Here is a 26,888-nt window from a genome sequence, read left to right as displayed (position 1 = left end):
AATCTTTATCCATGAAATATATCAAACGAATACTCCTATTGTTGCTGATTGTCATTATTGTAGTGGTCTTTTTAAACTACTCCAAATTGAATATTATCAGCGGATATGCCTCAAAATATATGGCTTCTGCCACCTATGTTGCGGACCGTGACTCTGTTTCTATCGTAGATAATGATTTAAAAATGCCTTTGGTTGAATTGGCTGAAGTTTCACTGAACTCAAAAAATGCTTCAGCATCCGCATCTGTTTACGGGCTGATGAATCGCAAAGCCATTGACCGACAAGGTTTAGGAACGGTGCTTGTCGATTCTGATTATGATGAAAACGAGCCATACCTGCAACCCAATCGAAACTTTGAAAAGATAGGTAAACCCTATCCCTATGGGCATTTGGAAAATAAAGACACCTTGTTACCTGAAGTCGATTACGATCAATTGGAAAAGGCCATTGGTATAGCATTTGCAAATCCCGAAGTGCAGAAAACAAGAACAGTAGTGGTATTGTACAAAGGGTATTTGTTGGGAGAACGATACGCCGATGGATTTACCAAGGATACCCGGGTATTAGGCTGGTCCATGACCAAAAGCTTATTGGCAACCTGTTATGGGATTTTGGAGCATCAAGGAAAGTTACAGATGGATTGGCCGGCCCCCATCCCGGAATGGAAAGATGATGAGCGAAATCAAATAACCCTAAATCATTTGCTTCGTATGCAAAGCGGATTGGAATGGGAAGAGGATTATTCCAAAATTTCAGACGTGACCCGAATGCTATTTTTGGAAGATGACATGACCATCGCCCAGAAAGAAAAGGAACTGGTAGCTCAACCGACCAAGATTTGGAATTACTCTTCAGGTACAACCAATCTATTATCAGGTATTTTAAGGCAGCAGTTTCGCAGTCATCAGGAATACTTGGATTTTCCCTATCAGAATTTAATTGATAAGATAGGTATGCATTCCATGATTCTAGAAGCGGATGTGAAAGGCAATTATGTAGGGTCCTCTTATGCCTGGGCCACTACCCGTGATTGGGCCCGATTTGGCCAATTGTATCTCGATAAAGGGGTTTGGAATGGAGAACAGGTTTTTGATTCGTCTTGGGTTGATTATATTACAGAGGTGACGCCAGACTCCGACGGTACCTACGGCGCACATTTTTGGTTGAATGCGGGGGGAATTTACCCTGAAGTTCCTAAAGACTTGTTTTCCTGCAATGGATTCCAGGGTCAACATGTTTATGTTATACCCTCAAAAGACCTAGTGATTGTACGAACAGGATTGGCAGAAAGACCGGATTTTGATAGTAATGGTTTCTTATCTGGAGTGGTAAAAGCGGTAGAATAATAGGGGTAAATATCTCAAAACGGGGCAAAAACCACAGAGAAAGGCCACTTCACAACATATTTTTCCTACACTAGAGGTCTAACACTACATTTACTATGTAAAAAATAAGCAAGTAAATTTTTTCATTTTCATATAGTGTTCTCGTAAAAGAGTCTTGTCCCAAGTGGCAAGGCTCTTTTTAGTTTTGGAATATAATCAATATATGCACTTTGCGTGCTTCTTTTCTTGACACGAATTTCGCGAATTGAAACTAAATAATTATTGTGAGCAGCTTAGCCTTTATTAGTTTTTGACGTATCAAAACTTTCCTATCTAAATCGAAGGACACAAATCAACACAAAAACAAAGTGTCAATTGTTCCTTGGACATTGCATATTGAGTCAGGGAATCCACTGATCCTTACCAAAGTTGGGTTTCCGTTTCTCCAAAAACGCATCCCTACCCTCTTTGGCTTCATCTGTCATATAGGCCAATCGAGTTGCCTCCCCGGCGAATACCTGCTGACCCACCATTCCATCATCGGTAAGATTCATGGCAAACTTGAGCATTTTAATAGAGGTAGGCGATTTTTCCAAAATCTCCTGAGCCCATTGATAGGCTGTTGATTCCAATTCATCATGAGGAATAACCGCATTTACCATTCCCATTTCAAATGCTTCTTGTGCTGAATAGTTTCTGCCTAAAAAGAAAATTTCCCGTGCTTTCTTCTGACCTACCATTTTGGCCAAATATGCAGAGCCATAACCGCCATCAAAACTGGTAACGTCGGCATCTGTCTGCTTGAAAATAGCATGTTCCTTGCTGGCCAGGGTCATATCACAAACAACATGCAAACTATGTCCTCCTCCGACAGCCCATCCTGGAACTACCGCAATCACCACTTTAGGCATAAATCGAATTAATCGTTGTACCTCAAGAATATTAAGACGGTGGTACCCATCCTCTCCGACATATCCTTGGTGTCCCCTTGCCTTTTGGTCCCCGCCACTGCAAAATGCCCATTTCCCATCTTTGGTGGAAGGCCCTTCGGCAGATAGCAACACAACACCAATGGAGGTATCCTCTAGAGCATCGTAAAATGCTTTGTACAATTCGCTTGTGGTTTTGGGTCGAAAAGCGTTACGTACATTAGGCCTGTTGAATGCGATTCGTGCAACGCCATCGCTCTTTTTATACGTAATATCTTCAAATTCGATAGCAGTTTGCCAGTTGGGTGATTTCATACGGAAAGTTTACTGTTACAAAGAAATGAATTTTCAAGTTGACTTTTGACTACCAAGAATAGCAATTTGTTCTACGGGAAGAGCTATACAAAATTGTAAAAACCACTGTATCTTGTAAGCTAATAAAATGAATACGACAACTACTACTATGAAAAATATGGCCTCTTTCTTACTGATAAATTTAGTTCTGACTTTTGCCATAAGTGCTCAGAACGAGAGTAAACTTGAAATAATAGCAGAAATGGACGTCCGACCGGGAAATGTGGCGGTATCTCCTTCAGGCAGAGTGTTTACCACCATACATCCATTGGTTAATCCGTCTTTTCAGTTAGTCGAAATTACTGGAAAGGATACCTATGCCCTTTTTCCAAACGCATCCTATCAGAAGAACAGCCAATCACCTAGTTCTTATAAATTGGATACTCCTTTAGGAATTCGGGTTGACCAAAAAAACAGGGTCTGGATTATTGATGCAGGTCTAAATTTAGGTGCAACACGATTGTTCGCATTTGATATTGAAACCAAAAAGGAGGTTTTCAGACATGATTTTTCTGCAGAAATTGCTCCTAAAGGAAGCTTTGTCCAGGATTTGGCGGTAGATGAAGAAAATGGGTGGGTTTATCTAGCCGATATTGGCAATCCAGGAATTGTTGCGCTAAACTTGGAGACCCGGAAGGAAAGACGTTTTGCCAATGAGACGGTTCAAGCGGAAAAGGTGGATATGATTATTGATGGAAAGCTAACCAACTTTGGTGGTGCACCCGCTAGTGTGGCCATTAATCCAATTACTTTGAGCGCTGATAAGGAAACCCTATTTTATGGAGCCATGAATGGCACCACTTGGTATATGTTACCCACAAAATTGTTCAGGGAGGGCAAAACAAATGATGAAATTGACCAAGGCATTAAGGTGATGGGACCCAAACCAGTTTCGGATGGGGCAGCCACCGATTCTTCCGGCAACCATTATTTTACAAACATTCAACACTATGGAATTGATGTTTTAACTTCTGAGGGAGATTTAAAACCTTTTATAAGGGATGCCCGAATTGATTGGCCCGACAATGTTGCTTTGGGTCCAGAGGGATGGATTTACATGACCGTAAATCAATTGCATAAAACACCGGCTTTTACAGGTGGGAAAGATGAAGGTAATCCTCCTTTTTTCATTTATCGAATGAAGTTAGAGTAAAAATTGTTAAGGGGTTACTTATTTTTTTCTTCAATCCATTTCCCCATAAACTTGGTAGCTGCTAGGGTCTGATATTGCAATAAAGACCCCATAAAATTTTGGCTTCGGTGTTCCACTAGATTTGCTCCAAGTTTTTGAAGTGTATTTTGCAACTCCATTTGAAGCTTGGTTTTTGAATACTGTCCATTGATAGTTTCTATCCCCAATTTTTGGGCTTTATGCCATTTTTCGGAATCTGAATATAAGGCAACAGCAGAATCCGCAAGGGCCTTTGGATGTTCAGTATCAAAACATTGGGATGTTAACAAATTAAGGGACATTCCTTCTGTACCTAGATTGGTTGTAATTATTGGAGTTCCGTTTTTTAAGGCATCAGTAATCTTTCCCTTAATTCCTGCCCCAAAACGCAATGGGGCCAAAACTATCCTTCCATTTTGAATTTCAGAATCCAAGTTTTTTACCCAACCCATTATATGAAACCCTTCTTTTGGCTTATGCATTTGGTTGATTTGCTGCGGAAGATAGGCTCCATAGACTCTTAAGTTCGCATTGGGGAGTTTTTCTCGAATTCTAGGCCAAATCGATTCCTCTAAAAATTTAATCGCATCCAGATTGGGCGCGTGTTTGCCGTTTCCGTAGGTAATAAAGTCAGTTCTTGATTCAAAAGAAGGCCAGTCTTCTTGGTTTTCTTCTTTGATTTCTTCCATCATAAACGGTAGGTGCATCAGAAGAAATTCCGGAATTTTAATATGCTCTTTTAAGAGATTCATTTCAAAAGTGGATACGAGCAAGCTCAGGTCACTGCGGAATATGCTAGCCACTTCCCGTTTAGTGATTTCCTGCTGCTTCCACTTCCCTAAACTAAAATCTTCACCTACTTTATGCAGCAATTCTCTGGTTTTACGAAGGGAATGCAAATCCTCTGTATTCAATACTCGAATAGCATTAGGCGCTTGTTCTGCTACTCGCCATCCAAACTGTTCTTCTGCTATAAATCGGTCAAAAATGACGTAGTTCGGATTTAGTTGCTTCACAAAATCGTCAAAACTGGAGTGATTTAATTGAATCAAAGCCCTATCAACCCTAAGGTCATCCAAATTCAAGGAATATTCAGTTTGGGATGCGGAAGAAGCAAAAGTAACGGACCATCCAAAGTCTAAAAAAGCTTCAATCAACTGGACCATGCGATGCCCTGCAGCGGTTGTTTTGGGCTCAGGCCATACAAATCCAATTATAAGGATTTTCTTCACTTAATTCTGTAATACTAATCAATTAACATTTGGCAATGTACAATAAAGCAAGTTTTAAATGGAAAATGGAAAATGGAAAATGGAAAATGGAAAATGGAAAATGGAAAATGGAAGCTAAGCCAAATTTGAATTTTAGCTAGGGGTTTAATACTAGATGATGGGTTAATAATTGACCAAAACCTGTCTGAACTTCCAAAAATCGAATAATCGGTCAGTCTACATCATGGCAGCAAATTTCTTAGAGATGTTTGAACGTAATTTGCGCTCATAATCTTCTTCCAGCCACTCTTTATAGTTTTTGGTGTTGTTCATAATACAATATGAATATTGCCGTACCCGATATTGTATTTCTTCTTTGAGTTCTTTGGCCAAAATTCTTGCATCAAAAACATCCTCACTGTTTTCCACGCAAATTTGAGCGTGTTGTTCAATACTTCGCTCCAACACAATCTTTGATTTTAATCCTTGGGCAAACACCTTTTTATATTCAGCTTTAATATCAAAACTGATGTTTTCCGATTTACTGAACTTGGCTTTTAGTTCATCTGGCATTTCATACACGAATTCACGCTCGATTTCTTCATCATTTTTGATGTTTTCCAAATAGAAATCAGGAAAATGGAAAATTTCCTGCCAATCCACGGGAGAATCCCAGGGACCAAAACGGGCAATATTGTTGCCCAAATCAATGACATTAAATTCATTTTTGTTGGGTAGCACACGAGAACCTCTCCCAATCATCTGAAAGTAAAGAGTCAATGACCTTGTGGCTCGATTTAAAATAATTGACTCCACCGTAGGTTCATCGAAACCGGTGGTAAGAATACTCACCGAGGTTAAAATGGCATTTGGTGTTTCCGAAAACCATTCCAATATTTCAGCCCTTTCTGTGGCCGTGTTTTTATTGTCGAGGTGTCTGATATTGTATCCTGCCTTCTTAAAAGTCTCATACACATAAAGAGATGTGCTGATTCCGTTGTTAAAAATCAAGGTTTTGGTTCCCTTGGCCAGTTCCTCATAAGCTGCTACCAACTTCCCCAACATGCTTTGATTACTGTAGAACTCGTCGGAGGATTTTACGGTATAATCCCCATTGATTCCAATTTTTAAAGTTCTTAAGCTAACGTCATAGTTGTATAAGTTGGCCTTGGCCAAAAAGCTCTTGTCAATCAGCGATTGAATGGACTCTCCTACAATCAAATGCTTATAGTGGTCCTTCATGGGGAGTTTGATATTGGAGCTTAAGGGTGTAGCCGTAACTCCCAATATGGTGGATTCTTCGAAATACTTAAATAATTTTCGGAATGAGTTATAGTGAGCCTCATCAATAATGACCAATCCAATATTGTTGATTTGAACTTTTTCCTCTTGCAAGCGATTGTTCAAAGTTTCTACCATAGCCACAAAGCACATGTACTCATCTTGGTCGTATAATTCTTTAACCTCGCTACTTATAACAGTATTGGTCACCCCAAAACCGTTTAACATGTTGGACGTTTGTCTACTTAGCTCAATTCTATGCGTGAGGACGATTACCTTTTTGCCTGTTTCTTTGATAAACTGTCTTGCAATTTCTGAAAAGACCACAGTTTTCCCTCCACCGGTAGGAAGCTGATACAGAATATTGGTTCCGCTTGGAAGTTCATGAATCTGGGTGAAGATTTTTTTTAAATCCTCATGTTGGTAATCGTAAAGTGTTTTTTTGTTCTTGGCCTTTTGTATTTCCAAAGAAAATGGTCTTAAGATTTATGATGCATCAAACCTTACAAAATTACTCGTTTTTTATACTGATTTTTAGGTTTAACATTGCTTTAATATCAATAGACTATTAACAATACTACTGACAAGGCCAAACCTTGCGAAAATTCTTCATAACATTTTAATAAGTATCCAAAAATGCACTTGGAATTGTAATGTGGTTGAAGTAATATCATACCGGAATAACCTGAAACCACCATTTTCTATGAGGCAACTAAAAATTGTTAAGCAAGTAACCAACAGAGAATCCAAATCACTTGACAAGTACCTGCAAGATATCAGTAAGATTGATTTGATAACTGCCCAAGAAGAAGTGGAATTGGCCCAACGGATTCGTAAAGGAGACCAAGTAGCTTTGGAAAAACTGACCAAAGCCAACCTAAGGTTTGTGGTTTCTGTGGCCAAGCAATATCAAAACCAAGGACTTACATTACCCGATTTGATAAATGAAGGTAATCTGGGATTGGTAAAAGCTGCCCAGCGGTTTGATGAAACTCGTGGATTTAAATTTATTTCTTATGCAGTTTGGTGGATTCGCCAATCAATTCTTCAAGCCCTTGCGGAACAGGCCCGTGTGGTACGGCTTCCCTTAAATAAGATTGGAACCATAAACCGAATTAAGAAAACATTTTCGTACTTGGAGCAAGCCCATGAGCGACCACCTTCACCTGAGGAAATCGCCAAAGAATTGGATATGACCGTTTCAGAGGTAAAACAGTCTTTAAAAAATATTGGTCCTCATGTTTCTATGGACGCCCCTTTAAAGGAAGGCGAAACTTCAAGTCTATATGATGTTTTAAATGTGAATGAATCACCCACTCCAGATAAAGGTCTAATGCATCAGTCTTTAAATACAGAGATTAATCGTGCTTTGGAAACCCTATCACCCAGGGAAGCAGATATTGTACGATTGTATTATGGAATTGGGGATGAACCTTCCATGACCTTGGAGGAAATTGGAAATGCTTTTGACCTAACAAGGGAAAGGGTACGACAAATTCGGGAAAAGGCCATTCGAAAGTTGAGGCACGTGTCAAAAAATAAAAATCTAAAGTCCTACCTAGGGAGCTAAATAAAAAAGGGAGCCAAATGGCTCCCTTTTTTGTTCATTTATTTAAAGCTGTTGGGGTAATTCAGCTGAGTGATGTTGAAATCAGTCAACATCTGGTTTAAATCTCGAATAAAATTCAAGTATGCCGCGTTTTCTTGGTTTTGATTTTTCATGGGACAAAGTTTTCTGATTTGGACTATAGGTAATCTAATTCAACAAGTTCGTTCATACTCAATATTTCGTTCAATTCCTGAAGAAAGGCCAAGTATTCTTCTCCGTAGGTATCGTATAACATAACTTAGGTGGTTTTGAGTTTGGGTATTTAATACTTTAGTAAACCTAACTTAAACATCAGGGGTTTACAACAAATTGTGGTGAAACTAGTAGTTTTCGTTGTGAAGAAAATGTGAACATTTGTTATTCTTCGGATAAAATTTCCAAAGAAAGTTCAAAATCGATATCTAAATCCAAATCTGACTTAGGAGGATGAATGTCAAACTCTTCATACAAGAAACAAAGACTCATAGGGAGTCGTTTGTTAGCCCTTTCCTCTTCTTCCAGGCGTTTTATTAATAGACATTTTACCTCATATGCTCTCTTGCTAACCTCTAGGGATTCCATGCATTCCAATTCCTCCAATAAAGGAATTTCTTTTGAATCTCCTACTTCCAAAATTTGTTCCAATAACAATAGCTTGTTATCCTCATCAGATGTAAACAAAAACAACTGATGAAAGATGCTATGGCAATGTTTGGGTAAAAACTCGTCTTCCATAAAAAAGGTGTTTATGCTTTTCTAAGTGCTTCCATTTTTTTATCCAATGCTTCTTGCACCTTGGGATATTCCATAAGAAATTCTTGATATAAGAAATTCAAGTGTTTCAAATCATTGTCTGATTTACAGATTTTGGACATCTGTTCCGTGATTTCCAAAAGCGTATGGCATCGCATCATCCGTAAGGACTGGCCCACTTTTTGGCATGAAAAGTCCATTCCGCGAACATTTTTGCTTTGAAGATTTACTTTAATCTTTCCTACAAACTCGAAAATGTTTTGCTTATATAATCTAGCCAATTCTTCCATAAGGTCCATTTGTTGCATACACTCTTCCCATAGCGGTTGTAAGTCGACTTGTTCTATGGTGTTTGGGACAAATGTTTTTTCGATATGATAATTTCCTTCAAATGACTCTTGTGAAGCATGGGCGAGCTGTTTTATTTCTTCCAACAAGCGTTTGTGTTGCAAACTCAGTTCAGAGACATCAAATTTTTTTAGCAGTAACGCAACCTGTCCGAGAGTTGACTTGTAATCTGAAGGCCCTACTTTTTTGGGTTTTGAAATGCCTATCTCTTCATAGATAACCTCAAGCTCATCTATCGGGTCAACACCAAAAACTTTGTCTTCTAACCCGTTTTTAAATTCATTGAATGTTTTTTTGAGTTCACCTGCCTCTGAGGTACTCAACTCCTCGTAGGAAAAACTGCTGAGTCCAATCTCCAATTTTTCCAAATAACGTAACAATTCTGTGGTTCCCATTTATACCTATCTATATGCAATAGGTTAAATTGAAGAATAAACCGGCTTTTACCAATTAATTGTTTTGAAGACTCTTTTTTTTGTTGTCAAAATGCATTAGTTGTTGGTCTAGCAAAAAGCTATCCAAAAAATGACATAATTTCATTATTTTGAAATCCCTAATTACAGAAATAAAAAGGAGGTTCAAAGCAATACAATATCCAATAAACTCTAACTCGCTTTTTCTTTTTCCTGCTTGGCCAATCGATCCTTCACATATTCCACTTTGGTCTTTCCATGGGGTTTTGGATTGCCCATATCGTCTAAGTTTACCATGATAATATTGTCAACAGTAACAATGCTTTCATGAGTCATTTTATTTCGGACCTCACAATTAAGGGTAATCGATGTGGTGCCAAATTTGACCACTTCAATACCAATCTCTATGATATCGCCCTTTTGGGCATTGCTCATGAAGTTGATTTCGGACATATATTTAGTAACCACCTTTTTGTTCTCAAGTTGCACGATGCTATAAAGAGCAGCTTCCTCATCTATCCAAGCCAATACCTTACCACCGAATAAAGTGCCATTGGCATTTAAGTCTTCGGGTTTAACCCATTTTCTAGAATGAAATTTCATCAGGTTATTTTTGGAGATATACGACAAAATTAGAGGTTTGGCCTTTGGTAGGTTTTTCTGTAATCTTTTTAACAAAAACATTATGTTATTGATAAAATATGTTAATGATGCAATAAACTTTTCTTAATTCTCTGGCATTAATATTATGTTCCTAATAAATTCAGGCATCAGTCAAACAACAACCAAAATGCAAACAAGTATTGAGTACTATTCGGACCCCAGTTTTACCGTTTTCAAAGTACCTGACTGGAGGGCCAAGTTTTATAAGTATGTTTCCTTGGAATTGTGGGGCAACCTACCAAGTCCCATCCAAAGATTTTTTTCGGCATGGTACAGTTCCATTTATGACAAGCCTTACTCAAAAAAAATTATCAAGCCGTACATTCGACTCAATTATTCGGACAAAAATTATTTAGACAAGTTCAAACCGCCATTTGGCAAAGAGGAATTTAATTCATTTCAAGACTTTTTTATCCGAGAGTTTAAGAAACTACCTGAAAATGATAGTCCATTTGTATGGCCCTGTGAAGGATTGCTTTGTGACGAAAATAAAGTTGTGGACCTGGAATATGTTCAAGTTAAAAGTGATATTCGGTCCGTGGCGACGGTTTTTGGGTTGAAGAATAATGAAATTCCCAAGACCTATACCTTCACTAATGTCTTCTTACATAACAAAAACTATCATAGAATCCACTCCCCTATTTCTGGAACCATTACGCGAATTCAACATGTTCCTGGGGATTTAATTGTCTTACGTCCTTGGATATATAAACAGAATCCATCCATTCCAGCATTTAGAAACGAACGATATAATATTGATATCCAAGATGAACAGGGACGCATCTGGTATCTTTCCATAGTAGGCGGACCTGCAGTTGGTACCATTGAGCTATCCAAAAATGTGGCTGTTGGCGCTTCGGTTGAGCAGCTTCAGGAATTATCCTTGTTTTATTTGGGTTCAACCTGTTGTATGGCCGCACCTATTGCACCTAGATTCCACCCTAAAAACACCTTTGTTGAAGTAGGGGTTCCCTATTAAAATAAGGTAGGCGGACTTGGTTTTATCAAGGTTTCAGGAACCTTCAAACCTGCATTAAAATTTTTGTTTAGCCTTTCAATAAAGTAGGCCGAGAGCAAAGGTGATTCCAATTCTAAATTTTGATGTACAAAAAAGTGAACGTTTTGTAGTCCTTGGGAATTCCAAGTTTTCAATCGCTCGACCCAATCATCCAATCTTGGATAATCGGTTGGATGATTCGCTCCCACATATCGAATAAAAGCCTCATTGTTGGTCAACCGCATATGCATTAAGTCCCTTCTTCCCGCGGTATCCACCAAGACGTTCGCAATGTTATTTTCTTCCAATAAATGGTATAGCTCCTGAGCGACTTTTTCATCGTTGAACCAGTCCGTATGTCTGAACTCCATAGCCAGAGGAAACTCTTTGGGCCAATATTCCACAAAATGTACCACCCTATCCCAATTTTTAGGATTGAAATTATTATGCATTTGCAAAAAGATGGTTCCAAGCTTATCTTTTAACAAGGAGGTTACCTCCAAATAACGGTCTGCAATCTCATACACTTTGTCGTTTAAACGCCGTAGATGACTGACCTCATTGGTCATTTTTGGGAAAAACTTGAAATTCTCAGGGGTTTTGTCATACCATTTTTCATATTGTTCCGCAGGAAAAATTCGGTAAAATGTGGCATTCAATTCAATGCAATTGAACTGTGTGGAATAGTAGGCCAACTCATCCTTGGTTCCCCTAGGATAGAAGTTCTTTAAATCCTGTCTGTTCCATTTGGCGCAGCCTACAAAGAGATTTGAATCTTTAGATTTTGGGTATTTCGCCAATACCGAGCCTGTGTCTGGGTGGTCAGCCGGTATAGTAAAATCAATTAATTCGGGTTGTTCTACCTTTCCAAATTTCATATTCCTGTTATTCCGTTGTTAGGACGAAGTTAAGTAATCCTCAAATCTGTTCATAACCTCGTTAAAAAGTATTATCTGGGCTAAATTTACGGTATCCATGTTTCTGTAATTTTAGTAAAACGAAACACCATGGTTTCAAGATCTAGTAATTTATTGGACATTCGTCCAGAAATTCCCACAGCACAAATTCACAACAATATGAGTATGGAAGAGCGTTTTCAAAACAAGACGCTTCGTCCCATTATCAAAATGCAAAACCCATTGTTGCTTGAGGTTTTCAGAAATTATGCTAGAAAACACAAAGGAGTTTTTTATGAATTGTCCATGGAGAAAAAGATGGATTATATAGAAAAATCCATACAAAAGGATATTAAGTTCAGAAATTCCCTGAAAGGGATGGTTATAGGCCAATTTACAGTAGAGGAATATACTATCTACATCACCAATTCTTCAGCCTTGAACAAGCGTATGATGAACATGGTGATCGAGCGTTTAAAGGACCAACTACAGTTGCTTCAGGAGACAGAATTAGTCCAATAGGGATTCTCCATTTAAATTGGTGGTCAAGATATCGCTCATGATATCAAAGAAGGGGCGAATGGCCTTGAAAGATTGGTTCACTTCTTTCATAAATGATGTGCTCAGTACTTCTTTATCCGAAAAGTTCCTTACGAAAATGAACTGCTTTCTTTTTATTAAATCTATATCTGGGTGTTCCTTATCAAATCCTTTTGGTGCCGTTTTAACACCATCCCCTTGAATTTCTCCCCAAATGGATTTCAATGAATCTTGCCCTATGGTCTTTCTGAAATCTGAAGCATCCATCTCGAACTCTTTTCGAATTCGGAACAGGTCTTCTTTGTTAGGTTCCCAAAATCCAACCGCGGCAAAGGACTCCCCTGGTTTAATACGTAAATAGTAACCACCACGAAGGTGTGCCCCAAGCCGGGAAAAAGACCCTGCAAAATGGGTTTTGTAAGGGGTCTTATCCTTTGAAAACCGTACATCTCGATAAATGCGGAACATTTTCATTTTTTCAATCTCGTCATGCGACTCCAAGTTTTCCCGAATACTGCTATAAAACTGTTTGACATACGATTCGTGGGATTTAAATTCGGGTTTGTTGGCTTCAAACCAATCCCGGTTATTGTTTTTTTCAAGAGTTTTTAAAAAATCAAGGGTTTCTTTTGAAATGGTATGGTCTTTCATGCGACAATCAAGATGTTATATTTACGCTAAAGTTAGAGAATTGAGAGCGGTATGCATATGTTTTATCTATTTTTAGACTTTACAATCAATCATGAACAAGGAAAAAATCATTCAAGAATTAAAAGGGCATAAGAAACAACCCTACCTAGACTATAGACTAAAAAGGGAAACTGAGGAATTCACAAATACATTGTTCTATACGCTTTTTGATGTAAACACTCCCGTTGAAGAGAATCTGGATGTATTGGAGAAACAATTTGCTAGACTTGTGGATTTGGCTTGTTGGGACTTGAATAAGCCTTGCGATAAACTTTGGCACAAATACGTTTCTACCCTACCATCAATTTTGGAAAAGTTGAATCTGGATGCCGAAGCCATTCTAAACTGTGACCCAGCTTCGCTGTCAATCCAAGAAATTTACATGGCATATCCTGGGTTTTATGCCATTGCCATATATCGCTTGGCGCACGAGCTTTATAAGGAAGGGTTTCCTTTGGTTCCTAGATTAATGACCGAATATGCCCATAGGCAAACGGGTGTTGATATCAATCCTGGTGCTCAAATTGGAAAATCTTTTTTTATTGATCACGCCACAGGTGTGGTTATAGGTGAGACCGCAGTTATTCATGATAATGTTAAGGTGTATCAGGGGGTTACCTTGGGAGCACTGTATGTGGATAAAAAACTCCAAAAAATAAAGAGACACCCCACCATTATGTCAAACGTAACTATTTACGCCAACGCTACTATCCTCGGAGGAGAAACTATTATTGGTGAAAACTCGATAATTGGCGGTAATGCGTGGTTGACTTCATCGGTTCCAGCTAATTCAACTGTTTTCCATACTCCAGAAATAAAAATTAAGACTGCGAATGTCGAATAACATTTTAGACCTTATTGGCAACACTCCTTTGGTAGAATCCAAAGTATTGAACACCAATAAAAATGTAAAGCTTTTTTTTAAACTAGAGGGACATAACCCCGGTGGGAGCGTAAAGGATAGACCCGCCTACAATATGATTAAAAGTGGTTTGGAGCGGGGTGAAATCACAAAAGATACCAAACTAATTGAGGCTACAAGTGGCAACACTGGAATTGCCTTGGCAATGATAGCTGGGATTTATGGACTGAATATTGAATTGGTGATGCCCGAAAACTCCACAAAAGAACGGGTACAAACCATGCGAGCTTATGGGGCTAAGGTTACTTTGACTTCCTCAGAGGTAGGTATTGAAGGAGCAAGGGATTTCGCAGAAGCCAAAGTGAACCATGAAGGGTATAAAATGCTCAATCAATTCGGGAATAATGATAATTGGAAGGCCCACTATAAAACTACGGGTCCTGAAATCTGGAAGGATACGGAAGGACAGGTTACCCATTTTGTGTCCAGTATGGGGACAACAGGAACCATTATGGGTACTTCTACTTATTTAAAGGAACAAAACGGAGACATCAACATCATTGGTGTACAACCCACTGATAACTCAAGAATACCTGGGATTCGTAAATGGCCTGAAGCCTACTTGCCCAAGATTTTTAATCCAAGTAAGGTAGATCAAATCATGGAGGTGAGTCAAGAAGAAGCAATAATAATGGCGAAGCGATTGGCCAAGGAAGAAGGAATTTTTTCAGGAATGAGCAGCGGAGGGGCGGCAACTGTAGCATTGCGTTTGGCTGAAAGTTTAGAGCGTGGAACTATTGTTTCCATTGTTTGCGACCGTGGAGATCGTTATCTTTCTTCCGACTTATTTGATTAAATTAATGGGTTAGCTCTTCCCGAATGGCATTCCAATATTCCTCAAATTCATCAAGGTCATTGTGTTTGCCTCCGTCAACGGTATACATTTTTTTATTGTCGATGGGAATTACCTGGAATAAACGTTTGCCTGAATTATAGGCCACTACCCTATCTTCCGTCCCGTGAAAAATACGAATTGGAGCCTGTACTTGTTGAATGTATTTGTTGGAGGCCAATTTATACTTTAGAATGGTCTTCATAGGCAAAAGTGGAAACCTCTCCTCGGCCACATCGGTGAGATTGTAAAACGGGGTTTCCAATATCAGTTTTCCCACCTTGTTTTTTGATGCTACAAAGGTGGCTATACTAGCGCCTAAAGAGCGTCCATAGACCACAATTTTCTCCGACGGAAATATTTTGCCCGTGTATTCATAAAAAAGCTGGGCATCTTCCAAAAGTTTGGTTTCGCTTCTTTCCCCAGTGCTCTTACCATAACCTCTGTAATCCATAACAATTACGTCATAGTTGAAATCCACGAAACGAATGGCAATTTCTCCCCAACGGGATAAATCTCCAGCATTGCCATGAAAATATAGAATGGCTCCCTTGGGGTTTTTCGATTTAAACTGAAGTGCGTTTAGTTTGGCGCCATCTGGGTGTGTTAAAAAAAATTCCTCAAAGTCTCCTTCAAAGGTATAGACGTAATCCTGGGGTAATTGTGTAGGTAGAAATATGAATTTTTCTTGGAGAAAAGTGAGCATTAAAGTAAGTATTAGGAATAAAAAAAAGATAACGATTGCAAATCGACCCAGTTTACGCATTAATAGGTTTTGAGGTGTGTTTCACATCAATACTCGAACTTTCCAAATTTACTTTTTCGGGTCTTGAATTGATGATATCGCTAAGCATACTATGGTACGATTCAAAGGTGTTCAAATCTTTGTGGCCTCCCCCGATTATGGTATATAGCTTAGTACGTTTTGGATTTATTTTGGATAGCTTGATACTGGTTTTATACGGGATTAACTTGTCGTCTGTACCATGAAGAATATGTATGGGGCACTTTACATATTTTAACCATTTGTATGTAGGCATCGGAAATTTTATCAATAACGAGAGTGGCATAAACGGGATGTATTTCTTGGCTACTTTGCTTAAGCTGTAATAAGGCGCATCCAAAATAAGCATCCGTGGCTCGTTCATGGAAGCCAGTTTGGCAGCAAATCCTGACCCCAACGACCTGCCATACAAAATGATATACTTCTCAGGTACCTTCTTTTTAATCTCGTTGTAAATGACCTGCATATCCCTTTTTACGGCTTTTTGGGTCCGTCGGCCCGTGCTTTTTCCAAAGCCACGGTAGTCCACCATAACAACGTCAAAACCATGTCGCGTGAAGTCCACTGCAAACTTCCCCCATCCTTTTATGCTTTTGGAATTTCCCTTCAAATAAAAAACTACCCCTTTGGAGTCTTTTGCCTTAAAGTGTAAACCATTAATTATGGCACCGTCGCGAGTTTCTATATTATACTCTTCCGTAATCTGATTATCATAGTGAAACTGAAAATCCTTATCCAGTTTTTCCGGTTTAAATAGAAAGAAGTCCTGTAAAACAAAAAGAAGTACGCTGATTAGGACATACACGCTTAATATGGCTAAAACAATATACATCCAGCTTTGCATGAAGTTCTAGTTTTTTCCAAATTACAAAAAAAACTAAAGACCTCTTTTTCAGTTATTTCAACTTTAAATTCTTATTTTTCTACTCTCAATCAATCAAAAAACATTATGGAATCTTCAGACTCAGGCGTATTGCCTCAAAATCGAATTGAAATTATTGATGCTCTTCGCGGCTTTTCCCTAGCGGGTATCGTTATCGTCCATATGGTGGAAAACTACATTGGAGCACCATCACCTTCGGCCTTCAATGAGGCTGTTCATCAGGGCATTGGCGATGACATCGTGGATGGATTTATAGGCTTTTTGCTAAGAGGTAAATTCTTTGCCCTGTTTTCATTTCTATTCGGACTCAGCTTCTTTATCCAAATGGATAATGCGGCGAAACGCGGAGAATATTTTGGAGGACGTTTTTTATGGAGGCTGCTCTTACTTTTGGGAATAGGATATGTGCACAGTCTCTTTTATGGTGGGGATATTTTGACCATTTATGCTATTCTTGGTATTCTCCTTATACCTTTCTATAAGGTTAACAACAAGTGGATTCTTGGACTTACGGCTTTATTGTTTTTGGGTGTTGGACGCTATATCGTTTTCTATTTTACCCAGGGAGCAAATGTATTTCCTGGTATGGATTTTACACCCGACAGTCAGGATGTACAAGCCTATTATTCCATATTAAAAGAGGGTTCCATTAAGGATGTGTTCGCCTATAATGGTTATCAAGGACATATTAATAAAGCTAATTTTCAACTCGGTGTATTTGGAAGAGGTTATATTACACTCGGATTCTTCTTTTTAGGTCTATTCATAGGACGGTTAGGATTTTTCGAAGCGTATCAAAACCGCAGGAAATGGGTAAAACGCACTTGGATTGTTGGTCTTATTTTGTTTTTGGTATCCGGAGGATTAATGGCCCTTACCTTTGGTAGCATGGGCGGCAATGTGACCTTTGATCAATGGATTGCCATGTTTGGCCTTACTGCTTTTGATTTGAACAATATAGCCATGACCTTTATTATATTGAGTGTCTTTGTGATACTGTATAAAAGAAATGGAGCACGCAAATGGCTTTCTAAATTTGCCCCATATGGTAGAATGGCTTTAAGTAATTATTTTTTCCAAAGTATTATCGGAACCGCTTTGCTTTTCGGTTGGGGAATGGGATATCTGGGAGAACTAAGAAATGTATACACTTTCGGTATTGGCGTTGTCATTATTATGGTACAAATGGCAGTAAGTTCTTGGTGGCTTAAAAAATTTAGATATGGTCCGCTGGAATGGTTATGGCGCAGTGCTACCTTTCTAACAGTTTTTCCGATGAAACGCAAGGCTGAAGACTGATTACCACACTTTTTGCACTTTACCCAACATTCTTTCCGATTCATCGAAATGGTGGAAATAAAACCCGGATAGTACTCGTTTTATTTGCAATTTTGAACAACCTAAATCGCTAAAAAAATGAACTTTATCCTAAACTTGAGCACTTGGAAACGTATAAACATCCTCACCTTGGTGATTTTGACTGTACTGGTGGTGTTGAGTTTTTATGGGGTGTATACCAACACCTTCTACCTGACTAAATTGGATAATTTCATTTTTCCTTTACTAAGTATAATTCACTTTTTATACATCTATGTGATTTGGTTTAAAATCCGTGAGGAAGATCTCCCAGATCCTAAAATGCGCAACCTGGAATACGCTTTATACGCAGTTATGGTTGTATATGCCTACAAAATATATGAAAGTATAACCGTAATCAATTCAATATCTGGACTTCAGGAACATTTTATACCCAGCACCTTTGGTCCAATGTCTACTCTAATTTTGGTTTTGTACTGCTTACTTTTTGTATTTACCCTTTTCTCTTTTTGGATTAGAAAGCGATACGTTGGTGTATACAATTTTGAAAACTTCAACGATAACCTTAATATGTGGCAATAATTATAGGCCACGAATATAGCTGCCATATAAGTCCTTAAACTGATAGCCTTCCAAAAAGCGTTGTTTGCTCAATTTTTTATGGGCAACCAATCCCCACAATAAAAATTCCTTGAGGAAATAAGAGTCTTCCCTTGAAATCGTGGGTTGGTATTCTCTAACGAGTGTTTGTAAGGGCACTACGGAATCAAGCTTGCTTTGATATTCGTCATCCGAATCGTCATCCAACAGTTCAAAGCCTTCGCCCTCGAAAAACCAAGATACCAAGTCATCATATGGACCTTCAGCGTCTTTCCGTTCCAATTTGTCAATTTTAGGGAAGAAATCTGCAAAAAGGGTCTTAATGGAATCTTCAATTAATATTTCGGCAACAGAACCAGCTCCCTCCTGCTCTCCTTCATAAACCAATTCTATTTTGCCCGTAATCGAAGGAATTACGCCCATAAAGTCACTCAGACGAATAGCAGTTTTAGCACTTCCCGCTTTTATACTTCGCCTTTCCGCGGTGCTCAGTAGATTTTCAAAAGCGGTAATGCTCATACGTGCGCTTACTCCACTTTTCGCATCCACATATTCGCTCTTCCTAGCTTCAAAGCTGATTTGTTCCAATAAATCCATAGCCATTTCAGGAACATAAATGGACTCGGATTGCCTAGAATCCAATTCCGCTTCCTGTTTGGTTATTTTCTTGGCAATTTCTATGCTTTCCGGATAATGTGTTAAAATCTGCGACCCTATTCGGTCCTTTAATGGAGTTACGATACTTCCCCTATTGGTGTAATCTTCGGGGTTTGCTGTAAACACGAACTGTAAATCCAGGGGCAATCTTAATTTAAAACCTCTAATCTGTATATCCCCTTCTTGCAGTATATTAAATAAAGCCACTTGAATTCTTGCTTGAAGGTCTGGTAATTCATTAATAACAAATATGCAACGGTTTGCCCTGGGAATCATTCCAAAATGAATAACCCGATCATCAGCATAGGACAATTTCAAATTAGCTGCTTTAATAGGGTCCACATCCCCTATTAAATCGGCGACGGTTACATCTGGCGTGGCCAGTTTTTCATAAAATCGCTCATCACGATGTAACCATTCAATGGGGGTTTCATCTCCTTTCTCTTCAATCAATTGAATCGCATAGCGGGACATCGGATTAAGTGGGTCATCATGAATTTCTGAACCACCCACCACAGGAATCCACTCATCCAATAATTGAATCATAAGCCGGGCCAGCCTGGTTTTGGCTTGACCTCTAAGCCCTAACAAGTTGATGTTATGACGCGACAAAATTGCACGCTCCAACTCCGGAATAACTGAATTTTCATATCCCCAAATGCCTTGGAAAGTCTCTTCTCGATTGGCTATCTTCTCTAATAAGTTATCCCTTAATTCATCTTTTATACTCTTACTTTCGTACCCTACTTTTTTTAATTCCCCAAGGGTAGTAATCTTCGTATGTTCCATTTTGCTCATATTTAGCAATCTATCCTTTTAGTCTTTTTTTTCTGTTTTCTTCGTAATCCTCAAAAATCATTTCACCCAAACCCTTTAGCCCGGTATAGAACGCTTTTCCCTTATTAGCTTTCGTAAATTCCCGAACAAATTGCATTAAATACGGGTCTTGGGCTATCATAAAAGTGGTAATTGGAATATGGAGTTTTCTGGCTTGTTGGGCCATTGCATAACAGCGCTCCACGATATAGTCATCCAGTCCCACACTATTTTTATAGTATTCCCCGTTGGGCAAACGAAGGCAGGAGGGCTTCCCATCGGTAATCATAAAAATCTGTTTGTTGGTATTTCGCTTTCGGCGTAGCATATCCATCGCCAATTGTAACCCAGCAACCGTATTGGTATGATAGGGTCCTACCTTTAAATAGGGTAAATCTTTAATGGGTATGGGCCAAGCATCGTTACCAAATACCAGAATATCCAAGGTGTCTTTTGGGTATCTTGTGGTAATCAGTTCCGCTAAGGCCATGGCTACTTTTTTTGCCGGAGTAATGCGGTCTTCACCATATAAAATCATGCTATGGCTAATATCAATCATCAAAACCGTGCTCATTTGGGCTTTAAATTGGGTGTCCTCCACTACCAAATCCTCTTCATTGAGAGTAAAGTTACCCATACCATGATTTATTTGGGCATTCTTTAAGCTTTCAGTCATGGATATCCTCTCCAAGGAATCCCCATATCGATATTCCCTAAATTCTCCTGTATGTTCATCTCCATTTCCTAGCTTACCGGTTTTGTGGTCTCCTGAACCTCGTCGTTTCATTTTCCCAAAAATCTGGTCCAGTGCTCTTTGCCGAAGCATACGTTCCAGCTTTGCAGTTATGGACAAACTACCGCCACCATCGCCTTCTTCACCTTCACCTTGTTTTCCATCGGGATCTATTTCTTCTCTGATATAGCCTTTGGCCTTTAAATCTTCAATGAAATCATCAATTGTATAGTCGTCATCGGTAAGCTCATATTCCTTATCCAATTCTCGAAGCCAATCCAAAGCCTCTTCAGCATCCCCTGAGGTATGCGTAACCAATTCTTGGAAAATCTCAAAAAGCCGTTCAAAGGGAGTCTGCTCCGGAGCTTCGTAGGTAGTGAATCGAAACCCTTTTCTTAAATTCATAGCCATTACATAAAAATAAGACATTTGTTCGTATTGGTTTTGCATTTAAAGAAACCTTAACGATACGGGGTTTAACTGTTATGATTCACAAACAATTTCAAGGGTTTTACGACACTCCTCCTCTTTGGAAGAATTCCCATTTCGGAATAGCCCAGTTTGTATTTCCAACCCTAGAAATGGCTTGTTTCCAACCTACGGAGATTCCTCAAAACCTACGATTGGGACATCAGATGGAACACGTATTTGAGCAACTAATACGATTTGATGGTACTTATGAAATACTTCTTCAAAATCAAGCCATACGTTCTAAAAAGACCACAATTGGTGAAATTGATTTTATTCTAAAAGACCTAGAGACCTCTAAAATTCATCATGTAGAACTAACCTATAAATTCTACATCGTTGATTCTTCAATATCTGAACCCATTCATCGCTTAATGGGACCAAATAGAAGGGATATGTTTTTCACCAAGATGGAAAAAATTAAGAATGACCAGTTCGCTTTAATCAACAGACCAGAAACTAAATCAATTCTAGATGAATTCGGATTAAACGCAGAAGGTATACATCAAAATTGTTGTTTTAAAGCACAGTTGTTCAGGCCATTTAATGAACCTACTGTTCATATTCGTCCTTTAAATCCAAATTGTGTTGTGGGATATTGGATGCGGTTTACGGATTTTGAAAACGGTAATTTCAAAGACCATCAGTTCTACATACCCTACAAGAAAGAATGGCCCGTAACCCCGCATCTTGATGTGGATTGGATGGTATACAATGCTACACTTATGGAAGTGAACCTAAGAATGATTCAAAAAAATGCACCCATGCTATGGATGAAAAAAGCAGACAGGGTTTTGGAAAAATTCTTTGTGGTTTGGTGGTAAAAGCCTATTTGTGTCTTTCCTCCAACACGTCAACCACATCGTTTAAGGAAAAACCTTTGGCCGTTAATAGGATTAAATAGTGGAACAACAAGTCTGCACTTTCATTTAAGAATAAAGAATCGTCATCATCCTTGGCCTCAATAACCGTTTCAACAGCCTCCTCACCCACTTTTTGCGCAATTTTATTGATTCCCTTTCTAAAAAGTGAGGCTACATAGCTCTTTTCATCTTCTTTATTCTGCTTACGGGAAGTAATGATGTCTTCCAGTTTAGATAAGAAACCATATTCCTGGGCATTGTCCTCTCCCCAACAGGTATCCGTACCGGTATGACAGGTAGGCCCTTTTGGGTTCACTTTAATAATCAAAGTGTCTTTATCACAATCGTTCTTGATATCAACTAGATGTAAAAAATTACCACTTTCCTCGCCCTTTGTCCAAAGCCGTTGTTTGCTCCTACTGAAAAAAGTTACTTTTCCGGTACTTTGGGTAATTTCCAAAGCTTCTTCATTCATATATCCCAACATCAATACATTTTTTGTTGATGCGTCTTGGATAATGGCTGGAATCAATCCATCAGTATTTTTAGTAAAGTCTGCTTCCATTTTTTCTGAAGTTAAAACTCTTAACTATTCTAAATTTTAAATTATAGCCTAACCGGTATTCCTTCTTCTTTTAATTCCTTTTTCAAATCTATGATATCAATTTCCTTGAAGTGGAATACGCTGGCAGCTAGAGCTGCATCTGCTTCTCCTTCCTTAAAAGTATCTGCGAAATGACTCATTTCCCCTGCACCTCCTGAGGCAATTATCGGAATGTTTAAATTTCGTGATAATTGTCTTAAAGCTTCATTGGCAAAACCGTTTTTGGTACCGTCATGATTCATTGAAGTGAACAGGATTTCTCCCGCACCCCGTTCTTCTACTTCTTTAGCCCATTCAAATAAATCAATATCCGTAGGTACTTTTCCCCCAACTAAGTGAACCTTCCATTGTCCATCAATTTGTTTGGCGTCTATAGCAACAACAATGCATTGTGAACCAAATTTGGAAACCAATTCATTAATAAGATTGGGGTTTTTTACTGCTGAAGAGTTAATCGAGACCTTATCAGCACCATTTTTGAGCAGAATATCCACATCTTCCACAGAACGTATTCCCCCTCCCACTGTAAAGGGTATGTTGACTTTTTCGCCCACACGATATACCAAATCCGCCAGAGTTTTTCGTTTTTCTTCGGTGGCAGAAATATCCAAAAAAACCAGCTCATCAGCACCCTCCTTGGCATACAATGCAGCCAACTCCACCGGGTCTCCTGCATCCTTTAAATTCACAAAGTTGACGCCTTTTACGGTTCTTCCATCTTTAATATCCAAACACGGAATGATTCGTTTTGTCAGCATATTTCCTTACCTATTTTTCGTTTTTAATATTCAAATCAAACCCGTCATAAAACCCAAGGTCTTGATTGTTCAATAATTTTGTCCAAAGCGCTATTTGACCGGTATGATAGGAGAAATGCTCAACTACGTGCACTACATTACCTATCCCAGAGAACTCAAAACCCTGTACCTTTCGTGGTTTGAGCAATTCCTCAGTAGATACTTTGTTAAAGCTTGTTTTGGCAAGTTCAACCGTCTGCTCCAACTTTTGTAAAAGTTCACTTTTTGTATATCCCGAAACTGTTTCAAATTCTTCATCCCTGTTTCTTTCATCATCCAACCCTTGTAGGGATGCAATGCCATACTGGGTTATGTTGCCGCAAAGATGAAGGATTAGATTTCCAATACTATTGGCAACGGAATTTGGCTTTTTCCAAATCAATTCCTCTGAGAGCTGGTCAAAGCATTTTTTGACCATTCTCAGGCTTTCATCCATACGGTAGTTGGCCTGATTGACAAATTCCATTTTGAAATCCTTATTGGCTTCCATATTCCAAAATATAGTTTTCTAGTTGCTTAAGACTTATTTTATTCTCATATATGGCCTTGCCTATAATGGTTCCCTCACAACCCAAATCAGCAAGTTTGCCCAATTCACTATAGTCTGAAATCCCGCCACTTGCTATAAGATGGATTCCCAACACTTCTTCATCTTCTACTCCGCTCCCTGTAATTCGGGTTTCCCACTTTTTCGTTTTCTCCAAGATGTTCTTATACAAATCAAAAGCTGGGCCTTGAAGCATACCATCCTTACTGATATCGGTACAGATTACATATTCAATACCTTGTTTTTGAAACTCTTTTATGAAGGGAACAAGGGATATACCCGATTCTTCTTCCCAACCAGAAATTGCAATTTTTTCATCTTTGGCATCTGCGCCAAGAATAATTTTCCCAGCCCCGTATTTAGCAATCCAACTTAAAAAGGTTTCCCTGTCTTTTACCGCAATACTTCCCCCAGTAATTTGAGTAGCGCCACTATCAAAGGCAATTCGTAGGTCTTCATCACTTTTAAGACCTCCCCCAAAATCTATTTTTAGTTGGGTTTTGGAGGCAATCTGTTCTAAAATTTTGTGATTTACAACGTGTTTGGATTTTGCACCGTCCAAATCCACCAAATGCAGATACTCAATACCATGTGCTTCGAATTCTTGGGCAACCTCCAAAGGATTTTCATTATATATTTTTTTTGTGTCGTAATCTCCCTTGGACAGGCGAACACATTTTCCTTCAATAATATCTATTGCTGGTATAATCCTCATAGTTAATCGTATTTTGCATGGTCTTTAGCCATCCACATCGATGAATTACCAACACTGTCAAACCCAAATGGGCGATACATCCCATGCGCATCTTTTGTTTTCAAAGCAACTGTAAGCACCTTTTTTACTGTGGGATGTTCCAAAATATGACGGACCAAATCTTTTCCAACTCCCATGCCCCTGTATCCATCAAAAATGATTACATCCATGATATAGGCAAAAACCACCTCGTCTGTAAGGACCCTGGCAAATCCAATCTGCGCACCGGTTTCTTTCAGGTAAACACCGAAGCATAGACAATTATCAATTGTGCTTTGGGTCATTTCCTCCGTTCGATAGGCACCCCAATAACTGCTTTTAATGGCATGATGTATAGCAGTGAAATCAAGCTTCTTTTTATCTGTTTCTATGTAAAACTTGTGTTCCATTACAATTCCAAAAAGTTTTGAAGAATTCTCGACCCTACATCACTGCTCTTTTCTGGGTGGAATTGGGTACCGTAAAAGTTATCTTTTTTCAAGGCAGCACTGTATTCCAATCCATAATCCGACACTGCAATAGTATCTGTTGATAGAGGGGCATAAAAACTATGAACGAGATAGATATGGCTATTTTCACCAACGGATTTAAAGAGGTCAGATTTTAACGATTTAATCTCATTCCAACCTATTTGAGGTACTTTCAGTGCTTCCGAAAATTTAACCACATCCACATCAAAAATCCCTAACCCTCTGGTATTGCCTTCTTCCGAACTGTTGCACATCAATTGCATCCCCAAGCAAATACCCAATACAGGTTGCTTTAAGTTTATGATTGTATCCTCTAAACCACTTTCATTCAGTTTTGACATGGCTGAACTAGCCTCACCGACTCCAGGGAATATCACTTTATCTGCGTTGGTTATTTCATTCGCATCACTACTCAGTACCGCCTCAAAACCCAAACGCTGAATCGCAAATTTGATGCTTTGGATATTACCCGCTCCATAATCGATTATAACAATTTTCATTTACAGCATTCCTTTTGTGGATGGTAAAATCATTTTCTCGGCATCCCTTTTTACGGCCATCTTAATGGATTTTGCAAAAGCTTTGAAAATCGCCTCTATTTTGTGATGTTCATTGGTACCTTCTACCTTAATATTCAGGTTTGCTTTGGCACCATCAGTAAACGATTTAAAGAAGTGGTGAAACATTTCCGTAGGCATGTCACCAATTTTCTCACGTTTAAATTCGGCATCCCAAACCAACCAATTCCTCCCTCCAAAATCAATGGCAACTTGAGCCAAACAATCATCCATGGGAAGAGAAAAACCGTAACGTTCCATACCTAGTTTGTCACCCAAGGCTTGGTGAAATACTTCTCCTAACGCAATGGCGGTATCCTCAATCGTGTGGTGCTCATCCACCTCCAAATCTCCTTTTACGTTAATAATCAAATCCAACTGTCCGTGTCTCGCTAGCTGGTCTAACATATGGTCAAAAAAGGCAAGTCCGGTATTTATCTCGCTCTTTCCAGTACCATCTAAGTTGATTTCTATTTGAATATCGGTTTCGTTGGTTGTACGCGAAATCTTTCCTGTTCGGTCTTTGAGCTTCAAGAACTCATATATTTTTTGCCATTCGTTGCTTTCTAGGGCAATGAAATCATCCAATTCTTCTCTTTTTACTGTAATTTCATCAGTTCCTAAATGGGTTTCGTCATTGATAAAAATTCCCCGTGCACCCAGGTTTTTGGCCAATTCCATATCGGTCAATCTATCCCCAATCACATAAGAATTAGACAAATCGTATTCATCGGAAAAATAGGAAGTTAATAAGCCGGTTCCCGGTTTACGCGTATTGGCATTCTCTTTAGGAAATGTTCTATCGATGAAAACTTCATCAAAAACGACTCCTTCATTTTCAAAGGATCTTAAAATGAAATTGTGTACGGGCCAAAAGGTATCTTCTGGAAAAATTTCAGTACCCAAACCATCCTGGTTGGTTATCATTACCAACTCATAACTAAGCTCCTTAGCAATTTTGCCCAGATAGGTGAAAACCTTAGGGTAGAAAATCATTTTCTCAAAGGAGTCAATCTGTTCATCGATTGTTTCCTTAATAATGGTTCCGTCTCTATCTATAAAAAGTACTTTTTTCATATCCAATTATCATGCTGAATTTGTGTCAACATCTTTTTAATGAGACCC

General features: G+C 38.8%; 29 protein-coding genes. 10 read left to right on the top strand and 19 right to left on the bottom strand.

Going from position 1 to position 26,888, the window contains the following annotated elements:
• Positions 1 to 11 precede the first annotated feature (11 nt).
• Positions 12 to 1,346, top strand: coding sequence for a serine hydrolase domain-containing protein (locus ACSLUF_RS08260; protein WP_435625636.1), 1,335 nt, complete (start codon positions 12 to 14; stop codon positions 1,344 to 1,346).
• 380 nt (positions 1,347 to 1,726) lie between these two features.
• Here the strand turns inward: ACSLUF_RS08260 and ACSLUF_RS08255 are convergent, their stop codons facing one another.
• Positions 1,727 to 2,569: a 1,4-dihydroxy-2-naphthoyl-CoA synthase gene (locus ACSLUF_RS08255; RefSeq protein ID WP_435625635.1), complete on the bottom strand. Its 843-nt coding sequence runs from the start codon at positions 2,567 to 2,569 to the stop codon at positions 1,727 to 1,729.
• 127 nt (positions 2,570 to 2,696) lie between these two features.
• Between ACSLUF_RS08255 and ACSLUF_RS08250 the strand changes: the two genes are divergently transcribed.
• The gene (locus tag ACSLUF_RS08250; RefSeq protein ID WP_435625634.1) at positions 2,697 to 3,761 is read left to right on the top strand and encodes an L-dopachrome tautomerase-related protein; all 1,065 of its coding nucleotides are present in this window, start codon (positions 2,697 to 2,699) and stop codon (positions 3,759 to 3,761) included.
• 14 nt (positions 3,762 to 3,775) lie between these two features.
• On the opposite strand, the gene ACSLUF_RS08245 is transcribed toward ACSLUF_RS08250, so the two are convergent.
• Both ACSLUF_RS08245 and ACSLUF_RS08240 read right to left on the bottom strand, forming a co-directional pair.
• Entirely contained in the window at positions 3,776 to 5,011 is a 1,236-nt protein-coding gene (locus tag ACSLUF_RS08245; protein WP_435625633.1) for a glycosyltransferase, read from the bottom strand.
• Positions 5,012 to 5,227: 216 nt separating this feature from the next.
• Positions 5,228 to 6,739, bottom strand: a complete 1,512-nt coding sequence (locus tag ACSLUF_RS08240) for a DEAD/DEAH box helicase (protein ID WP_435625632.1) — start codon at positions 6,737 to 6,739, stop codon at positions 5,228 to 5,230.
• Positions 6,740 to 6,974: 235 nt separating this feature from the next.
• Between ACSLUF_RS08240 and ACSLUF_RS08235 the strand changes: the two genes are divergently transcribed.
• The gene (locus ACSLUF_RS08235; protein WP_435625631.1) at positions 6,975 to 7,841 is read left to right on the top strand and encodes a sigma-70 family RNA polymerase sigma factor; all 867 of its coding nucleotides are present in this window, start codon (positions 6,975 to 6,977) and stop codon (positions 7,839 to 7,841) included.
• 396 nt (positions 7,842 to 8,237) lie between these two features.
• Here the strand turns inward: ACSLUF_RS08235 and ACSLUF_RS08230 are convergent, their stop codons facing one another.
• The 3 genes from ACSLUF_RS08230 to ACSLUF_RS08220 all read right to left on the bottom strand — a co-directional run bounded on the left by ACSLUF_RS08230 (position 8,238) and on the right by ACSLUF_RS08220 (position 9,976).
• Positions 8,238 to 8,594, bottom strand: coding sequence for a hypothetical protein (locus ACSLUF_RS08230; RefSeq protein WP_435625630.1), 357 nt, complete (start codon positions 8,592 to 8,594; stop codon positions 8,238 to 8,240).
• Positions 8,595 to 8,605: 11 nt separating this feature from the next.
• Positions 8,606 to 9,355, bottom strand: coding sequence for a hypothetical protein (locus ACSLUF_RS08225; protein ID WP_435625629.1), 750 nt, complete (start codon positions 9,353 to 9,355; stop codon positions 8,606 to 8,608).
• Between the two features lie 210 nt (positions 9,356 to 9,565).
• Positions 9,566 to 9,976 carry an acyl-CoA thioesterase gene (locus ACSLUF_RS08220; RefSeq protein WP_435625628.1) on the bottom strand — a complete coding sequence of 137 codons (411 nt, stop codon included), beginning with the start codon at positions 9,974 to 9,976 and terminating at the stop codon, positions 9,566 to 9,568.
• A gap of 187 nt (positions 9,977 to 10,163) precedes the next feature.
• On the opposite strand from ACSLUF_RS08220, the gene ACSLUF_RS08215 reads away from it, so the two are divergent.
• Positions 10,164 to 11,015 (top strand): phosphatidylserine decarboxylase, encoded by an 852-nt coding sequence (locus ACSLUF_RS08215; protein ID WP_435625627.1) that lies wholly within the window; start codon positions 10,164 to 10,166, stop codon positions 11,013 to 11,015.
• Here ACSLUF_RS08215 and ACSLUF_RS08210 read toward each other — a convergent pair.
• Positions 11,012 to 11,911: a DUF72 domain-containing protein gene (locus ACSLUF_RS08210; RefSeq protein ID WP_435625626.1), complete on the bottom strand. Its 900-nt coding sequence runs from the start codon at positions 11,909 to 11,911 to the stop codon at positions 11,012 to 11,014. The genes ACSLUF_RS08215 and ACSLUF_RS08210 overlap by 4 nt on opposite strands.
• Positions 11,912 to 12,040: 129 nt before the next feature.
• Between ACSLUF_RS08210 and ACSLUF_RS08205 the strand changes: the two genes are divergently transcribed.
• Positions 12,041 to 12,451, top strand: coding sequence for a glyoxalase (locus ACSLUF_RS08205; RefSeq protein WP_435625625.1), 411 nt, complete (start codon positions 12,041 to 12,043; stop codon positions 12,449 to 12,451).
• On the opposite strand, the gene ACSLUF_RS08200 is transcribed toward ACSLUF_RS08205, so the two are convergent.
• Positions 12,440 to 13,120, bottom strand: coding sequence for a DUF2461 domain-containing protein (locus tag ACSLUF_RS08200; protein WP_435625624.1), 681 nt, complete (start codon positions 13,118 to 13,120; stop codon positions 12,440 to 12,442). The two genes, ACSLUF_RS08205 and ACSLUF_RS08200, sit on opposite strands and share 12 nt — an antisense overlap.
• Positions 13,121 to 13,211: 91 nt before the next feature.
• Here ACSLUF_RS08200 and epsC point away from each other — a divergent pair, with 91 nt between their 5' ends.
• A complete protein-coding gene (epsC, locus tag ACSLUF_RS08195; RefSeq protein ID WP_435625623.1) occupies positions 13,212 to 14,003 on the top strand; it encodes a serine O-acetyltransferase EpsC in 792 nt (263 codons plus the stop codon).
• Positions 13,993 to 14,877, top strand: a complete 885-nt coding sequence (gene cysM / locus ACSLUF_RS08190) for a cysteine synthase CysM (protein WP_435625622.1) — start codon at positions 13,993 to 13,995, stop codon at positions 14,875 to 14,877. Before epsC ends, cysM begins: the two co-directional genes overlap by 11 nt.
• Position 14,878: 1 nt before the next feature.
• On the opposite strand, the gene ACSLUF_RS08185 is transcribed toward cysM, so the two are convergent.
• Both ACSLUF_RS08185 and ACSLUF_RS08180 read right to left on the bottom strand, forming a co-directional pair.
• Entirely contained in the window at positions 14,879 to 15,619 is a 741-nt protein-coding gene (locus ACSLUF_RS08185) for an alpha/beta hydrolase (protein WP_435625621.1), read from the bottom strand.
• A 52-nt stretch (positions 15,620 to 15,671) separates the two neighbouring features.
• Positions 15,672 to 16,541, bottom strand: a complete 870-nt coding sequence (locus tag ACSLUF_RS08180) for an alpha/beta hydrolase (protein ID WP_435625620.1) — start codon at positions 16,539 to 16,541, stop codon at positions 15,672 to 15,674.
• Between the two features lie 105 nt (positions 16,542 to 16,646).
• Here ACSLUF_RS08180 and ACSLUF_RS08175 point away from each other — a divergent pair, with 105 nt between their 5' ends.
• On the top strand, positions 16,647 to 17,879 hold the full coding sequence (locus ACSLUF_RS08175) for a DUF418 domain-containing protein (protein ID WP_435625619.1): 1,233 nt from the start codon (positions 16,647 to 16,649) through the stop codon (positions 17,877 to 17,879).
• Between the two features lie 117 nt (positions 17,880 to 17,996).
• On the top strand, positions 17,997 to 18,479 hold the full coding sequence (locus tag ACSLUF_RS08170) for a hypothetical protein (protein ID WP_435625618.1): 483 nt from the start codon (positions 17,997 to 17,999) through the stop codon (positions 18,477 to 18,479).
• On the opposite strand, the gene ACSLUF_RS08165 is transcribed toward ACSLUF_RS08170, so the two are convergent.
• Both ACSLUF_RS08165 and ACSLUF_RS08160 read right to left on the bottom strand, forming a co-directional pair.
• Complete coding sequence (locus ACSLUF_RS08165) at positions 18,480 to 19,943, bottom strand: magnesium chelatase (protein ID WP_435625617.1); 1,464 nt, start codon at positions 19,941 to 19,943, stop codon at positions 18,480 to 18,482.
• Between the two features lie 19 nt (positions 19,944 to 19,962).
• The gene (locus ACSLUF_RS08160; RefSeq protein WP_435625827.1) at positions 19,963 to 21,114 is read right to left on the bottom strand and encodes a vWA domain-containing protein; all 1,152 of its coding nucleotides are present in this window, start codon (positions 21,112 to 21,114) and stop codon (positions 19,963 to 19,965) included.
• Positions 21,115 to 21,188: 74 nt separating this feature from the next.
• Here ACSLUF_RS08160 and ACSLUF_RS08155 point away from each other — a divergent pair, with 74 nt between their 5' ends.
• Entirely contained in the window at positions 21,189 to 21,995 is an 807-nt protein-coding gene (locus ACSLUF_RS08155) for a DUF1853 family protein (protein WP_435625616.1), read from the top strand.
• Between the two features lie 4 nt (positions 21,996 to 21,999).
• Here ACSLUF_RS08155 and hisIE read toward each other — a convergent pair whose 3' ends face one another.
• From hisIE to hisB, 7 genes are read right to left on the bottom strand one after another with little or no spacing between them, the layout of a single operon-like run.
• Positions 22,000 to 22,599, bottom strand: a complete 600-nt coding sequence (gene hisIE, locus ACSLUF_RS08150) for a bifunctional phosphoribosyl-AMP cyclohydrolase/phosphoribosyl-ATP diphosphatase HisIE (protein WP_435625615.1) — start codon at positions 22,597 to 22,599, stop codon at positions 22,000 to 22,002.
• A 41-nt stretch (positions 22,600 to 22,640) separates the two neighbouring features.
• On the bottom strand, positions 22,641 to 23,396 hold the full coding sequence (gene hisF, locus ACSLUF_RS08145) for an imidazole glycerol phosphate synthase subunit HisF (protein WP_435625614.1): 756 nt from the start codon (positions 23,394 to 23,396) through the stop codon (positions 22,641 to 22,643).
• Positions 23,397 to 23,406: 10 nt separating this feature from the next.
• Positions 23,407 to 23,925 carry a DinB family protein gene (locus tag ACSLUF_RS08140; protein ID WP_435625613.1) on the bottom strand — a complete coding sequence of 173 codons (519 nt, stop codon included), beginning with the start codon at positions 23,923 to 23,925 and terminating at the stop codon, positions 23,407 to 23,409.
• The gene (locus ACSLUF_RS08135; RefSeq protein WP_435625612.1) at positions 23,912 to 24,697 is read right to left on the bottom strand and encodes a HisA/HisF-related TIM barrel protein; all 786 of its coding nucleotides are present in this window, start codon (positions 24,695 to 24,697) and stop codon (positions 23,912 to 23,914) included. The genes ACSLUF_RS08140 and ACSLUF_RS08135 overlap by 14 nt, the downstream gene beginning before the upstream one ends.
• 2 nt (positions 24,698 to 24,699) lie before the next feature.
• A complete protein-coding gene (locus tag ACSLUF_RS08130) occupies positions 24,700 to 25,125 on the bottom strand; it encodes a GNAT family N-acetyltransferase (RefSeq protein ID WP_435625611.1) in 426 nt (141 codons plus the stop codon).
• The gene (hisH, locus tag ACSLUF_RS08125) at positions 25,125 to 25,706 is read right to left on the bottom strand and encodes an imidazole glycerol phosphate synthase subunit HisH (RefSeq protein WP_435625610.1); all 582 of its coding nucleotides are present in this window, start codon (positions 25,704 to 25,706) and stop codon (positions 25,125 to 25,127) included. Before hisH ends, ACSLUF_RS08130 begins: the two co-directional genes overlap by 1 nt.
• Entirely contained in the window at positions 25,707 to 26,840 is a 1,134-nt protein-coding gene (gene hisB, locus ACSLUF_RS08120) for a bifunctional histidinol-phosphatase/imidazoleglycerol-phosphate dehydratase HisB (RefSeq protein ID WP_435625609.1), read from the bottom strand.
• Positions 26,841 to 26,888 lie beyond the last annotated feature (48 nt).

Source organism: Flagellimonas sp. (assembly GCF_965601775.1).
GTDB lineage: Bacteria > Bacteroidota > Bacteroidia > Flavobacteriales > Flavobacteriaceae > Flagellimonas.
The sequence above is the reverse complement of the archived record's forward strand: the minus strand, read 5'-3'. Positions and strand labels throughout refer to the sequence as shown.